This window comes from Klebsiella sp. TF21-TM (assembly GCF_019753495.1).
Classification (GTDB): Bacteria; Pseudomonadota; Gammaproteobacteria; order Enterobacterales; family Enterobacteriaceae; genus Klebsiella; species Klebsiella quasipneumoniae.
This window is the reverse complement of record NZ_JAIJYL010000025.1, coordinates 1-13,459: the sequence shown is the minus strand read 5'-3', so window position 1 is coordinate 13,459 and position 13,459 is coordinate 1. Positions and strand designations below refer to the sequence as shown.

The window sequence follows — 13,459 nt, the reverse complement described above, 5'->3', positions numbered from 1 at the left end:
GAACGGGGTGGGGATTGTAGCAGAAAGCGGAGCCGAGATTTACCGACTGATGGTAAAGTGAAGAAATCGCGATTAACCCATAGAGCAGAACCATGAAAAAGACCGCAGCAGCCCTGCATATCCTGGTCAAAGAAGAAAAACTGGCCCAGGAGATCCTCGCCAAACTGGAGCGGGGCGTCAGCTTCGATCATCTGGCGAAGCGCTATTCCCAATGTCCGTCGGGGCGCAACGGCGGCGACCTGGGCGAGTTTCAGCAAGGCGCGATGGTCGGCCCATTCGATCAGGCGGTCTTTAGCTGCCCGCTTCTCAAGCCCTACGGTCCGGTAAAAACCAAGTTTGGCTACCATATCATTAAGGTGCTTTATCGCCGCTGACGCGTGGTATATTGCGCCCCGATTTATCTCAACCTATTCAAGGCACGATCATGGCAAAAACAGCAGCAGCACTGCATATTCTTGTTAAAGAAGAGAAACTGGCTCTGGATCTTCTGGAGCAGATTAAAAACGGCGCCGACTTCGGTAAGCTGGCAAAGAAACACTCTATTTGCCCATCAGGTAAACGCGGCGGTGATTTAGGTGAATTCCGCCAGGGCCAGATGGTCCCGGCGTTCGATAAAGTGGTCTTCTCCTGCCCGGTGCTGGAGCCAACCGGACCGCTGCATACCCAGTTCGGCTACCACATCATCAAAGTCCTGTACCGGAAATAATAAAAAAACCCGGGGATCTTAATCTCCGGGTTTTTGCCTGATGGCGCTTCGCTTATCAGGCCTACTAAACAAATTCATTCCTCTATGGATTTCAGCTTGCCGGAAGGCGGCCAGGAAGTACACCCCCAGGAACATAGATTACTATGTGACTGGGGTGTACGTACCGTAGCCAACGCATCGGCCAGTCGAAAGACGACGAGGAATTAGCCGGCAACCGCAATACGCTTCATATCGGTCATATAGCCACGCAGTTTGTGACCCACTTTCTCGATCTGGTGGCTGCGGATGGCTTCGTTGACATCACGCAGCTGGGCGTTGTCTACCGCGCCTTCGGCAATCGCCGTACCCAGGTCGCCAGTCTGCAGGGTGGTCATGAACTCTTTCAGCAGCGGTACGCAAGCGTAAGAGAACAGGTAGTTACCATATTCTGCGGTATCGGAGATAACCACGTTCATCTCGTACAGACGCTTACGGGCGATGGTGTTGGCGATCAGCGGCAGCTCGTGCAGTGATTCGTAGTAAGCGGACTCTTCGATGATGCCGGAATCGACCATGGTTTCGAACGCCAGCTCAACGCCTGCTTTCACCATCGCGATCATCAGAACGCCTTTATCGAAGTACTCCTGCTCGCCGATTTTACCTTCATACTGCGGCGCGGTTTCGAACGCGGTTTTACCCGTCTCTTCACGCCAGGTCAGCAGTTTCTTATCGTCGTTCGCCCAGTCCGCCATCATACCGGAGGAGAATTCGCCGGAAATGATGTCGTCCATGTGTTTCTGGAACAGCGGCGCCATAATCTCTTTCAGCTGCTCGGAGAGCGCATAAGCGCGCAGTTTCGCCGGGTTAGAGAGGCGATCCATCATCAGGGTGATGCCGCCCTGCTTCAGCGCTTCGGTGATGGTTTCCCAGCCGAACTGAATCAGTTTTTCTGCATACGCCGGGTCGGTACCTTCCGCCACCAGCTTGTCGAAGCACAGCAGAGAACCCGCCTGCAGCATGCCGCAGAGGATGGTCTGCTCGCCCATCAGGTCAGATTTCACTTCTGCCACGAAGGAAGACTCCAGGACGCCCGCACGGTGGCCGCCGGTCGCCGCTGCCCATGCTTTCGCAATGGCCATGCCTTCGCCTTTCGGGTCATTTTCCGGGTGTACCGCGATAAGCGTCGGTACGCCGAAACCGCGTTTGTACTCTTCACGCACTTCGGTACCCGGGCACTTCGGCGCCACCATCACCACGGTGATGTCTTTACGGATCTGCTCGCCCACTTCCACGATGTTGAAGCCGTGGGAGTAGCCCAGCGCCGCGCCGTCTTTCATCAGCGGCTGTACGGAGCGCACAACGTCAGAGTGCTGTTTGTCCGGGGTCAGGTTAACCACCAGGTCCGCCTGTGGGATCAGCTCTTCATAAGTGCCGACTTTAAAACCGTTTTCGGTCGCTTTACGCCAGGAGGCGCGCTTCTCGGCGATCGCTTCTTTGCGCAGCGCATAGGAGATATCCAGGCCGGAGTCACGCATGTTCAGACCCTGGTTCAGACCCTGCGCGCCGCAGCCGACGATGACCACTTTTTTACCCTGAAGGTAGCTTGCGCCATCGGCGAATTCGTCGCGCGCCATAAAGCGGCATTTGCCCAGCTGTGCCAGCTGCTGGCGCAGGTTCAGTGTATTAAAGTAGTTAGCCATGTCTGTAACTCCGTGATGTTGTGTCGTGCTTATTGTTCGGTTCGCTTTTGCGAGAATGAACTTACTATATGACAGGAATTTTATTGCGGAAATTGATATATTCACAACGTCACGTTGCATTTTATGAAATACAAAACCGGGGAGTACGCGCCGTGGATTTACGCGATCTGAAAACCTTTCTGCATCTGGCGGAAAGCCGCCATTTTGGCCGCAGCGCGCGGGCCATGCACGTCAGCCCGTCGACGCTTTCGCGCCAGATCCAGCGCCTGGAAGAGGACCTCGGCCAGCCGCTGTTCGTGCGAGATAATCGCACGGTGACCCTGACCGAAGCAGGGGAAGAGTTACGCACCTTTGCCCAGCAGACTTTACTGCAGTATCAGCAGCTTCGCCACGCCATCGATCAGCAGGGCCCTTCGCTCTCCGGCGAGCTTCACATCTTCTGCTCTGTCACCGCCGCCTATAGCCATCTGCCGCCGATCCTCGACCGCTTTCGCGCCGCGCATCCCTCGGTAGAGATCAAGCTGTCGACCGGCGACGCCGCCGACGCCATGGAGAAGGTGGTCACCGGCGAAGCCGACCTGGCGATTGCCGGTAAACCGGAGACCCTGCCAGGGTCGGTGGCGTTTTCGATGCTGGAGAACCTCGCCGTGGTGTTAATTGCCCCGGCCCTTCCCTGCCCGGTGCGCAACCAGGTGACCGTCGAGCGTCCGGACTGGTCGACAGTGCCGTTTATCATGGCTGACCAGGGGCCGGTACGTCGGCGTATCGAGCTGTGGTTTCGGCGGCATAAAATCAGCAATCCGTCGATCTACGCCACCGTCGGGGGCCACGAAGCGATGGTGTCGATGGTCGCCCTGGGATGCGGCGTGGCGCTGCTGCCGGAGGTGGTGCTGGAGAACAGCCCGGAGCCGGTACGCAACAGGGTGATGATTCTGGAGCGCAGCGATGAGCAAACCCCGTTCGAGCTCGGCGTTTGCGCACAAAAAAAGCGGCTGCATGAGCCGCTTATTGATGCTTTCTGGAAAATCCTGCCGAACCACTAGCCCGCGAGGAAAAAGCGGAATGCCGGGTTATGGGTCTCATCGTGACACTCATAGCCCAGCTCATTGAGCCGAGTTTCAAAGTCCGGCTCGTGCTCGCCCAGCTCGAAGGCCGCCAAAACCCGACCATAGTCGGTACCGTGGCTACGGTAGTGGAACAGCGAAATATTCCAGTGGGTGCCAAGGGTGTGCAGGAACTTCAGCAGCGCCCCCGGGGACTCCGGAAATTCGAAGCTGAACAGCCGCTCCTGCAGCGCTTTGGACGGTCGGCCGCCAACCATATAGCGCACATGGAGCTTGGCCATTTCGTCATCGGAAAGGTCAACGACGCTGTAGCCGCCATCGTTCAGTAACTGGAGGATCTCTTTCCGCTCCTCCAGCCCACGACTCAGACGCACCCCCACAAAGATGCAGGCGTCTTTGGCATCGGCAAAGCGGTAGTTGAACTCGGTCACCGAACGCCCCCCCAGCAGCTGGCAAAACTTCAGAAAGCTGCCTTTCTCTTCCGGGATCGTCACCGCCAGCAGCGCTTCGCGCTGTTCCCCGAGCTCGCAGCGTTCAGACACGTAGCGCAGACCGTGGAAGTTGACGTTGGCCCCGGACAGAATGTGAGCCAGTCGCTCGCCGCGAATATTGTGCTGGGCGACATATTTCTTCATCCCCGCCAGCGCCAGGGCGCCGGAAGGCTCTGCCACCGCCCGCACATCTTCGAACAGATCTTTCATCGCCGCGCAAATAGCGTCGCTGTCGACAGTGATGATGTCGTCCAGATACTCCTGGCACAGACGGAAGGTTTCATCGCCGATGCGTTTGACCGCCACGCCTTCGGCAAACAAGCCGACGCGCGGCAGATCCACCGGATGACCGGCATCCAGCGCCGCCTTCAGGCAGGCCGAATCTTCCGCTTCCACCGCTATCACTTTAATCTGCGGCATCAGTTGCTTGATCAACACCGCCACGCCTGCCGCCAGGCCGCCGCCGCCTACCGGGACGAACACGCGGTCGATGTGGGCATCCTGCTGCAGCAGCTCCAGCGCCAGGGTTCCCTGACCGGCGATGACCATCGGGTGATCGAACGGCGGCACCCAGGTAAAGCCCTGCTGCTGCGCCAGCTCAATCGCTCTCGCCTTCGCTTCGTCAAAATTGGCGCCATGCAGCAGTACTTCGCCGCCAAAGCCGCGAACGGCATCCACTTTGATGTCGGCGGTCGCTACCGGCATCACGATCAGCGCCTTAACGCCCAGCCGCGATGCGGAGAACGCCACGCCCTGGGCATGATTGCCCGCCGAGGCGGTGATCACCCCGTGGGATTTCTGTTCCGCGGTCAGGCTGGACATCATCGCGTAGGCGCCGCGCAGCTTAAAGCTGTGTACCGGTTGGCGATCTTCGCGCTTCACCAGAATAACGTTATCCAGGCGAGAAGAGAGTTTGTCCATTTTTTGCAGCGGCGTTTTCTGCACCGCTTCATAAACCGGCGCGCGCAGCACTGCTCTCAGGTATTCGGCGCCCTCGGGGGCGCCGGAGAGGGGTTGTGAATCCGCCATGATTAGCCACCCAGTTTCGATTTATCGCGAACCGCGCCTTTGTCAGCGCTGGTCGCCAGGCTGGCGTAGGCGCGAAGGGCAAAGGAGACCTGACGCTGGCGATGCTTCGGCGTCCACGCCTGGTCGCCACGCGCTTCCTGGGCTTCACGACGCGCCGCAATTTCCGCATCGCTCAGCTGCAGCTGGATACTGCGGTTTGGAATATCAATCGCGATCATGTCGCCATCTTCAATGAGCGCAATGTTGCCGCCGCTCGCCGCTTCCGGTGAGACGTGACCGATAGAGAGCCCTGAGGTGCCGCCGGAGAAACGGCCATCGGTGATCAGCGCGCAGGCTTTGCCCAGCCCCATCGACTTCAGGAAGCTGGTGGGGTAAAGCATCTCCTGCATCCCCGGCCCGCCTTTCGGCCCTTCGTAGCGGATCACCACGACGTCGCCTTCAACGACTTTGCCGCCGAGGATGGCCTCAACCGCATCGTCCTGGCTCTCATATACTTTCGCCGGACCGGTAAATTTCAGGATGCTGTCGTCCACGCCGGCGGTTTTCACGATACAACCGTTTTCCGCGAAATTGCCGTACAGCACCGCCAGGCCGCCGTCCTTGCTGTAAGCGTGTTCCAGAGAACGGATACAGCCTTCGGCGCGATCGTCATCCAGCGTATCCCAGCGGCAGTCTTGCGAGAACGCCTGGGTGGTACGGATGCCCGCCGGGCCGGCGCGGAACATCTTTTTCACCGCATCGTCCTGAGTCACCATCACATCGTACTGTTCCAGGGTCTGCGGCAGCGTCAGGCCGAGGACGTTTTTAACCTCGCGATTCAGCAGCCCGGCGCGGTCCAGCTCGCCCAGAATGCCCAGCACGCCGCCGGCGCGATGCACATCTTCCATATGGTATTTCTGCGTGCTCGGCGCCACCTTACACAGCTGCGGCACTTTGCGGGAGAGCTTATCGATATCGCTCATGGTGAAATCGATTTCAGCTTCCTGCGCCGCCGCCAGCAGGTGCAGAACGGTGTTGGTGGAACCGCCCATGGCGATATCCAGCGTCATGGCGTTCTCAAAGGCCGCCTTGCTGGCGATATTACGCGGCAGCGCGGAAGCGTCATCCTGCTCGTAATAGCGTTTGGTCAGCTCAACGATACGTTTCCCGGCGTTAAGGAACAGCTCCTTACGATCGGCGTGGGTCGCCAGCAGAGAGCCGTTACCCGGCTGCGACAGGCCCAGCGCTTCGGTCAGGCAGTTCATGGAGTTGGCGGTAAACATCCCGGAACAGGAGCCGCAGGTCGGACAGGCGGAGCGTTCCACCTGATTACTCTGCTCGTCGGACACTTTCGGATCCGCCCCCTGGATCATCGCATCCACCAGGTCGAGCTTGATGATTTTATCTGACAGCTTGGTTTTCCCGGCTTCCATTGGGCCGCCGGACACAAAGATCACCGGAATGTTCAGGCGCAGGGAAGCCATCAACATCCCCGGGGTGATTTTGTCGCAGTTGGAGATACAGACCATCGCATCCGCACAGTGGGCGTTAACCATGTACTCCACCGAGTCGGCAATCAGCTCGCGGGATGGCAGTGAATAGAGCATACCCCCGTGGCCCATGGCGATCCCATCATCCACTGCGATGGTGTTGAATTCTTTGGCCACGCCACCGGCGGCTTCAATCTGCTCGGCAACCAGTTTGCCGAGATCGCGCAGGTGCACGTGCCCGGGAACAAACTGGGTAAAGGAGTTAACGACGGCGATAATCGGTTTGCCGAAATCGGCATCGGTCATCCCGGTTGCGCGCCACAACGCGCGGGCGCCCGCCATATTGCGGCCATGTGTGGTGGTGGCGGAACGGTACTTAGGCATGCTCTTTTTACTCCCATCTGTGTTTATTAAATGGGACGGTGCGTGCCGTCCCATTTTTAATTACTTACTTACCGGATCCAACCAGCCCCATTTGTCTTCTGTTTCACCGGTGAAGAGGCCAAAGAAGGCTTCCTGAATGCGTTTGGTAACCGGACCGCGACGGCCTGCGCCGACCTGGATGCCATCCACGCTGCGTACCGGGGTGATTTCCGCCGCGGTGCCGGACATGAAGACTTCATCCGCCAGGTACAGGGATTCACGGGACAATACCTGCTCGCGGACTTCAATACCGAGATCTTTCGCCAGCTTGATGATGGCGTCGCGGGTAATGCCCGGCAGCGCGGAAGAGGTAAACGGCGGGGTGAACAGCACGCCGTCCTTCACTTCAAACAGGTTTTCGCCTGCGCCTTCCGAGATATAGCCGTTAACATCGAGGGCGATACCCTCCTGGTAGCCATGGCGACGCGCTTCGCTGCCAACCAGCAGCGAGGAGAGATAGTTGCCGCCGGCTTTCGCCGCCGTCGGGATGGTGTTCGGCGCCGCGCGGTTCCAGGAAGAGACCATTGCATCGATCCCCTGCTCCAGCGCTTCTGCGCCGAGGTAGGCTCCCCACGGGAACGCCGCGATGATCACGTCAGTGTTGTAACCCGGAGGCGGGTTTACCCCCATGCCGACATCGCCAACAAACACCAGCGGGCGGATATAAGCGCTGGTCAGATTATTGGTGCGAATGACTTCGCGGCAGGCTTCCATCAGTTCGTCGACGCTCTGGGAGACCGGAAAACGATAAATTTTGGCTGAATCATGCAGACGCTGCATATGTTCGCGATGACGGAACACCACCGGGCCTTTGTGCGAGTCATAGCAACGGATGCCCTCGAATACCGAGGTGCCATAGTGCAGCGCATGGGACATCACATGAACTTTCGCTTCGCCCCACGGAACCATCTCGCCATTGAACCAGATGTAATCAGCTTTTTTCGTCGTCATTTTTCTTCCTTTGCGCTCAGGCGCGGATTTGTTGTGATGTGGGTTGCTGGATCTCGACGCAGGCAACGTCGACCAGTTTGCTTAATTGACTAAACAGTAATTCGACGGGCCGCGGGCTGGCAACGGTCAATTCGATATTTATGTTCTGTGCGTCCGCCGCGGTTTCCATGTTCATTGCGCAGATTTGGAAACCACGGTGGCGGACAACGCGCAGCACGCGCTCTAAGGTTTCCGGGTTGAAACGTGCCTGTAAAGCGACCTGATGTTGCATCATGATAATTTCTCCAGCATTTCTGAGTTACTGGCGCCGGGCGGCACCAACGGCCAGACATTCTCAAGTTCGTCGATTGAGACATGAAGCAGGTATGGCCCCTGGCTCGAAAGCATGGTGTCGAGTGCCGCTTCAACCTGGTCTTTACGGGTGATGTGTTGGCCAGGAATACCGAAGGCGCTGGCCAGCGTGAGGAAATCAGGGTTATCAGTCAGAGTGGTTTCGCTATAACGTTCCTGGAAAAACAGCTGCTGCCATTGTCGAACCATCCCTAACCGCTGGTTGTCGAGTAATACGATCTTCAGCGGTAACTGCTTGCGTTTAACGGTGCCCAGCTCCTGCACATTCATCATGAAGGAGCCGTCACCGGAGATACAGATCACTGTATCGTTAGGGCGCGCCACCTGGGCGCCAACGGCGGCCGGCAGGCCAAAGCCCATGGTGCCTAAGCCGCTGGAGGTGATGAAGTTTTCCGGGCGGGTATAGGTCATATGCTGAGCCGACCACATCTGATGCTGACCAACGTCGGTTGTCACCACGCTGTCCGCCGGCTTGCGGTCGGAAAGCTGTTTCAGCAACAGCGGCGCGTAGATTGCCTCACCGGGATGATCGTAACGCCAGGCGTGATCGGCACGCAGCGCGGCACTCCGCTCGCGCCAGCCATCGATAGCTAACGGCTGCTGCAGCGCCGGCAGCAAGCGGTTCAGGTCGCCGGTCAGACCGATGTGCGCCTGGCGCAGCTTGTTCAGCTCCGCCGGATCGATGTCCATATGGATCACTTTGGCATGCGGCGCGAAGGTGTTGAGCTTGCCGGTCACGCGATCGTCAAAGCGCGCGCCGACGGCGATCAGCAGATCGCACTCCTGTACCGCCAGGTTGGCCGCCCTGGTGCCGTGCATTCCCAGCATGCCGAGATAATACGGGTAATCGGCGTCCACCACGCCCAGCCCTTTCAGAGTGCAGGTCGCCGGCATCCGGGTTACGGCGAGAAATTCACGCAGCGCCGGTACCGCCTGCGCCATGCCGACCCCGCCGCCAACATACAGCATCGGTTGCTGCGATTGAGCCAGCATCTGCAGAGCCTGAGCCACTTCCGCCTGCGGAAATGCCATCTCATCGGCGACCGTAGAGAAATGGGGATCGAGATCGCCCTGCGCCATCTGAATATCCTTAGGGATATCAACCAGCACCGGGCCTGGACGGCCTGAGTTTGCCACCTGGAAAGCTTCAGCAATGACCCGCGGCAGCTCGTCCAGAGACTGCACGAGGAAACTGTGCTTAGTACAGGCCAGTGACAAACCGAGAACGTCTACTTCCTGAAACGCATCCGTGCCGATGAAGGGCGCGGCCACCTGGCCGGTGATGGCGACAATGGGGATGGAGTCAAGCAAAGCGTCCGCCAGGCCGGTGATCAGATTGGTCGCGCCCGGGCCGGAGGTGGCGATACACACTCCGGTTTTACCGGTTGCTCGCGCATAACCAATGGCCGCCATGGCTGCCCCTTGCTCATGCCGGCACAGCAGGTGCTCCACGCCGCCGTCATACAGTGCATCGTAAACCGGCATAATTGCGCCACCCGGATAGCCAAAAACGGTGTCGACCCCCTGTGTCCGCAAAGCATGTACCACCCACTGCGCGCCATTCATAGTTAGTTCCCCGTCATAAATCGGGAGAAACAGAATTTTATGCTAAAAGTCATCATCTGCTCCTCGCTTAGGTTATTTCAGTTATAAAAAAACCCCCGGACCTTTCGGTGCGGGGGTCTTAGTTCGTTAAGGCTTGATTATTAAGCCTTTCCTCGTCCAAGTGCAGCCCCGCACGGTGGGATAATAATCACCACCACGCTAATCACGACCAGGCTAATCACTCGTAGAAGGGCTGTCATTTTCTGTACTTTCTGGCTTCTTGTTCGAAGGAATACCTAAAGAGGTACCACAGACATCACATAAAACACAAGATTTTTTTATATCTCCGTTGCTGAGCAGCCTAACAGTTTCAGCAAAAATAATTGTTTTATATGAAAAAAATCAGAAATGAAAAAAATTCAGTTTTCTCTCGCCTGGCGCGCGCTTTTGCGCGTGCCTTTCCCATGCCACTCTCTTTTGCGAGCGAAATTCCATTTTCGGCTAAATGTAACGATATAGCGCGAAAAGTATGGATTTATGGTCCTAAATTCTCACTATTACCGCTCCCGTTTTACCACAGGTCAGCCATAATCCTGCCTGGTCCAGGAGGTTTTATGTCGCTCGCCATCGTCTATACTCGCGCGGCGCTTGGTATCGAAGCGCCATTGATTACTGTCGAGGTTCATCTCAGCAACGGTCTGCCCGGCCTGACTATGGTCGGACTGCCGGAGACTACCGTGAAAGAGGCCCGTGACCGGGTCCGTAGCGCCCTGATCAACAGCGGCTACGCTTTCCCTGCCAAGAAAATAACCATTAACCTGGCGCCAGCGGATCTACCTAAAGAGGGCGGACGATACGATCTGCCTATCGCTCTCGCGCTTCTCGTCGCCTCAGAGCAGCTCAATACGACGCGACTGAATCACTATGAGTTTGTGGGCGAACTCGCCCTCACAGGTGGGTTACGCGGCGTTCCAGGGGCGATCCCCAGCGCAATGGAGGCCATCAAAGCCGGCCGGCGTATCGTCGTCTCCGCTGATAATGCGGCTGAGGTCGGCCTGATCGGCGGCAGCGATTGCCTCGTCGCCGACCATCTGCAGGAGGTGTGCGCTTTTCTCGCGGGGCAGACATCGCTTTCACCGCCTCTTGCCGAGGCACCCATTGTTGATGAACGCGGCGAAGATTTGCGCGATGTTATCGGCCAGCAGCAGGGAAAACGAGCGCTGGAGATTGTGGCCGCCGGGGGTCACAACCTGCTCCTGATAGGCCCGCCCGGCACCGGGAAAACCATGCTTGCCAGCCGGCTACCCGGTCTCCTGCCGCCATTAAGCAATCAGGAAGCACTGGAGAGCACCGCCATTCAGAGCCTGGTCAATCTGCATACCGCGAAGACCCGGTGGCGTCAGAGGCCGTTTCGCGCGCCTCACCATAGCGCCTCGCTGGCAGCGATGGTGGGCGGCGGCTCAATACCGGTCCCCGGTGAGATTTCCCTGGCCCATAATGGCGTGCTGTTTCTTGATGAACTGCCTGAGTTTGAGCGGCGTGTACTGGATGCGCTGCGCGAACCCATTGAGTCAGGCAAGATCCACATATCACGCTCGCGCGCCAAAATTGACTATCCGGCGCGCTTTCAGCTTATCGCGGCGATGAACCCAAGCCCGACAGGGCATTATCAGGGCAAACATAATCGTACATCGCCTGAGCAGACATTACGTTATCTGGGACGTCTGTCAGGCCCCTTCCTTGACCGCTTCGATCTCTCCTTAGAGATCCCGCTGCCGCCGCCAGGGATACTGAGCCAGGGCACGCAGGGCGAAGAGTCTAGCGCAACGGTCCGGCAGCGGGTGCTGGCGGCGCGCGAACGGCAAATGCTCAGGCAAAATAAGCTCAATGCTCATCTTGAGAATCGTGAAATGAAGAGCTGCTGCCACTTACGGCGGGAGGACGCTGTCTGGCTGGAACAGACGCTAACGCAGTTGGGGCTCTCTATTCGAGCCTGGCAGCGGCTGTTAAAGGTGGCGAGAACCATTGCCGATCTGGCAGAGGCTGAAGAGATTGAACGCCGTCATTTGCAGGAGGCGCTCAGCTATCGGGCGATAGACCGGATGCTAAACCATCTGCAGAAAATGATGGCGTAAAAAAAGGGCTTACGCCCTTTTTTCTTAGTCATCGCTTTCGGTGTAATCGTCAGCGCCTTCCATCTGCGGTTTGCCGCCGGAAAGGGTATGGAAACGCTTCGGCCGCTTGATGCGCGCCATATACTTAATCCATACGCGTTCTGCTTCCGTTACCGGCTCACGCTCACCACGGCACACCGAGACAAACTGTTTTTCATCATCGGTAACAGGTTCGCGTTTACCCAGTTCCAGTTCGTTAAAGGCATAACCATGACGTTCCAGCAGTTGCGCCTCTTTGATGGTGAAATCACCGTGACGGGAGAACCCGCGTGGATAATTTTTGTTGTCGAAAAAACGATTAGTCGTCGTAAAGCTTTCCGCCATCCTACACGCTCCTGATTCTTTGGCCGAGCTATTTATGGCGCGGAGTATTAGTTACGCTTGACAGAGCGTCAAACAAAACATTTAAATCATCACGACAAATAATTTTGTGGAGAACGGTGTGGATACGGAATTGCTCAAGACTTTCCTGGAAGTGAGCAGAACTCGTCACTTTGGGCGAGCAGCAGAGGCGCTTTACCTGACGCAGTCAGCGGTCAGCTTTCGTATTCGTCAGCTGGAAAATCAACTTGGTGTGAACCTGTTCACCCGACATCGTAATAACATTCGCCTGACGACGGCCGGAGAAAAGCTCCTGCCTTACGCCGAAACGTTAATGAATACCTGGCAGGCTGCGCGCAAGGAGGTCGCACACTCTTCGCGACATAATGAATTCTCCATCGGAGCCAGCGCCTCGCTGTGGGAATGCATGCTTAACGGCTGGCTCGGCACCCTCTACAGCGCACCTTACAATCTCCAGTTTGAAGCGCGTATCGCACAGCGGCAGTCGCTGGTTAAACAGCTTCATGAACGCCAGTTGGATCTGCTGATCACCACCGAATCGCCGAAGATGGATGAATTAAGCAGCCAGCTGTTGGGTAATTTTACCCTTGCCTTGTATTGCGCATCGCCTGCAAAAAACAGAAATGAATTGAATTACTTGCGCCTTGAATGGGGGCCTGATTTTCAGCAAAACGAAGTGGGTCTGATAGGAAGCGATGATGTTCCGCTGCTCACTACCTCTTCAGCTGAATTGATCTACCAGCAATTATCACGCCTGAACGGCTGCTGTTGGCTACCTGTTCGCTGGGCGAAAGAGAAGCATGGGTTACATACGGTCATGGACAGCGCTACGCTTTCCCGCCCACTCTATGCGATCTGGTTACAAAATAGCGATAAGCAGGCGCAGATCCACGAGATCCTGAAAAGCCCTATCCTGGAATAAGCAGTACTCTCCATGGACGGAGAGAAGCAAGGTATTTTGAACAGGGATATTGCAGATAGAGAGTAGAGATAAAAAAAAATCCTTTGCCTGAGCAAAGGATTCTTATAAATGGCAGGGGCGGAGAGACTCGAACTCCCAACACCCGGTTTTGGAGACCGGTGCTCTACCAATTGAACTACGCCCCTAAAGCTTTCTTACCACTAAGCCTGCTATCTGAGCAGGCTTAATGTTAAATAAGTGGCGGAACGGACGGGACTCGAACCCGCGACCCCCTGCGTGACAGGCAGGTATTCTAACCGACTGAACTACCGCT

At 57.0% G+C, this 13,459-nt stretch carries 14 protein-coding genes and 1 tRNA gene; 5 read left to right on the top strand and 10 right to left on the bottom strand.

The annotated features are described in order from the left end of the window. Positions 1-92 precede the first annotated feature (92 nt). Together ppiC (K5R89_RS20545) and ppiC (K5R89_RS20540) are read left to right on the top strand one after the other, a co-directional pair. Positions 93-374 (top strand): peptidylprolyl isomerase PpiC, encoded by a 282-nt coding sequence (ppiC, locus tag K5R89_RS20545; protein ID WP_032454495.1) that lies wholly within the window; start codon positions 93-95, stop codon positions 372-374. Positions 375-424: 50 nt separating this feature from the next. Further along, complete coding sequence (gene ppiC, locus K5R89_RS20540) at positions 425-706, top strand: peptidylprolyl isomerase PpiC (RefSeq protein WP_004886861.1); 282 nt, start codon at positions 425-427, stop codon at positions 704-706. 203 nt (positions 707-909) lie between these two features. Here the strand turns inward: ppiC (K5R89_RS20540) and ilvC are convergent, their stop codons facing one another. Then, positions 910-2,385 (bottom strand): ketol-acid reductoisomerase, encoded by a 1,476-nt coding sequence (gene ilvC / locus K5R89_RS20535; protein WP_023291546.1) that lies wholly within the window; start codon positions 2,383-2,385, stop codon positions 910-912. Between the two features lie 152 nt (positions 2,386-2,537). Between ilvC and ilvY the strand changes: the two genes are divergently transcribed. Then, positions 2,538-3,428, top strand: coding sequence for an HTH-type transcriptional activator IlvY (gene ilvY, locus K5R89_RS20530; RefSeq protein WP_012543253.1), 891 nt, complete (start codon positions 2,538-2,540; stop codon positions 3,426-3,428). Here the strand turns inward: ilvY and ilvA are convergent. The 7 genes from ilvA to ilvL all read right to left on the bottom strand — a co-directional run bounded on the left by ilvA (position 3,425) and on the right by ilvL (position 9,968). Beyond that, positions 3,425-4,969 carry a threonine ammonia-lyase, biosynthetic gene (gene ilvA / locus K5R89_RS20525; protein ID WP_017899412.1) on the bottom strand — a complete coding sequence of 515 codons (1,545 nt, stop codon included), beginning with the start codon at positions 4,967-4,969 and terminating at the stop codon, positions 3,425-3,427. The two genes, ilvY and ilvA, sit on opposite strands and share 4 nt — an antisense overlap. A 2-nt stretch (positions 4,970-4,971) precedes the next feature. Beyond that, on the bottom strand, positions 4,972-6,822 hold the full coding sequence (gene ilvD / locus K5R89_RS20520) for a dihydroxy-acid dehydratase (protein WP_023291545.1): 1,851 nt from the start codon (positions 6,820-6,822) through the stop codon (positions 4,972-4,974). Positions 6,823-6,882: 60 nt separating this feature from the next. Next, the gene (ilvE, locus tag K5R89_RS20515; RefSeq protein ID WP_002883171.1) at positions 6,883-7,812 is read right to left on the bottom strand and encodes a branched-chain-amino-acid transaminase; all 930 of its coding nucleotides are present in this window, start codon (positions 7,810-7,812) and stop codon (positions 6,883-6,885) included. A 16-nt stretch (positions 7,813-7,828) separates the two neighbouring features. Next, complete coding sequence (gene ilvM, locus K5R89_RS20510; RefSeq protein WP_004886870.1) at positions 7,829-8,086, bottom strand: acetolactate synthase 2 small subunit; 258 nt, start codon at positions 8,084-8,086, stop codon at positions 7,829-7,831. Next, the gene (gene ilvG, locus K5R89_RS20505; RefSeq protein WP_049013138.1) at positions 8,083-9,729 is read right to left on the bottom strand and encodes an acetolactate synthase 2 catalytic subunit; all 1,647 of its coding nucleotides are present in this window, start codon (positions 9,727-9,729) and stop codon (positions 8,083-8,085) included. Before ilvG ends, ilvM begins: the two co-directional genes overlap by 4 nt. Positions 9,730-9,731: 2 nt before the next feature. Continuing rightward, a complete protein-coding gene (gene ilvX, locus K5R89_RS27880) occupies positions 9,732-9,782 on the bottom strand; it encodes a peptide IlvX (RefSeq protein WP_175426296.1) in 51 nt (16 codons plus the stop codon). Positions 9,783-9,869: 87 nt separating this feature from the next. Continuing rightward, entirely contained in the window at positions 9,870-9,968 is a 99-nt protein-coding gene (ilvL, locus tag K5R89_RS20495) for an ilv operon leader peptide (protein WP_001311244.1), read from the bottom strand. Positions 9,969-10,322: 354 nt separating this feature from the next. Between ilvL and K5R89_RS20490 the strand changes: the two genes are divergently transcribed. Then, the gene (locus tag K5R89_RS20490) at positions 10,323-11,843 is read left to right on the top strand and encodes a YifB family Mg chelatase-like AAA ATPase (RefSeq protein WP_032454493.1); all 1,521 of its coding nucleotides are present in this window, start codon (positions 10,323-10,325) and stop codon (positions 11,841-11,843) included. A gap of 24 nt (positions 11,844-11,867) precedes the next feature. Here K5R89_RS20490 and K5R89_RS20485 read toward each other — a convergent pair whose 3' ends face one another. Further along, positions 11,868-12,206 carry a DUF413 domain-containing protein gene (locus tag K5R89_RS20485; RefSeq protein WP_004886877.1) on the bottom strand — a complete coding sequence of 113 codons (339 nt, stop codon included), beginning with the start codon at positions 12,204-12,206 and terminating at the stop codon, positions 11,868-11,870. Between the two features lie 118 nt (positions 12,207-12,324). Between K5R89_RS20485 and hdfR the strand changes: the two genes are divergently transcribed. Next, positions 12,325-13,146 (top strand): HTH-type transcriptional regulator HdfR, encoded by an 822-nt coding sequence (hdfR, locus tag K5R89_RS20480; protein WP_023291542.1) that lies wholly within the window; start codon positions 12,325-12,327, stop codon positions 13,144-13,146. 109 nt (positions 13,147-13,255) lie between these two features. On the opposite strand, the gene K5R89_RS20475 is transcribed toward hdfR, so the two are convergent. Continuing rightward, positions 13,256-13,331: transfer RNA gene (locus K5R89_RS20475), tRNA-Trp, on the bottom strand. Positions 13,332-13,459: the final 128 nt, after the last annotated feature.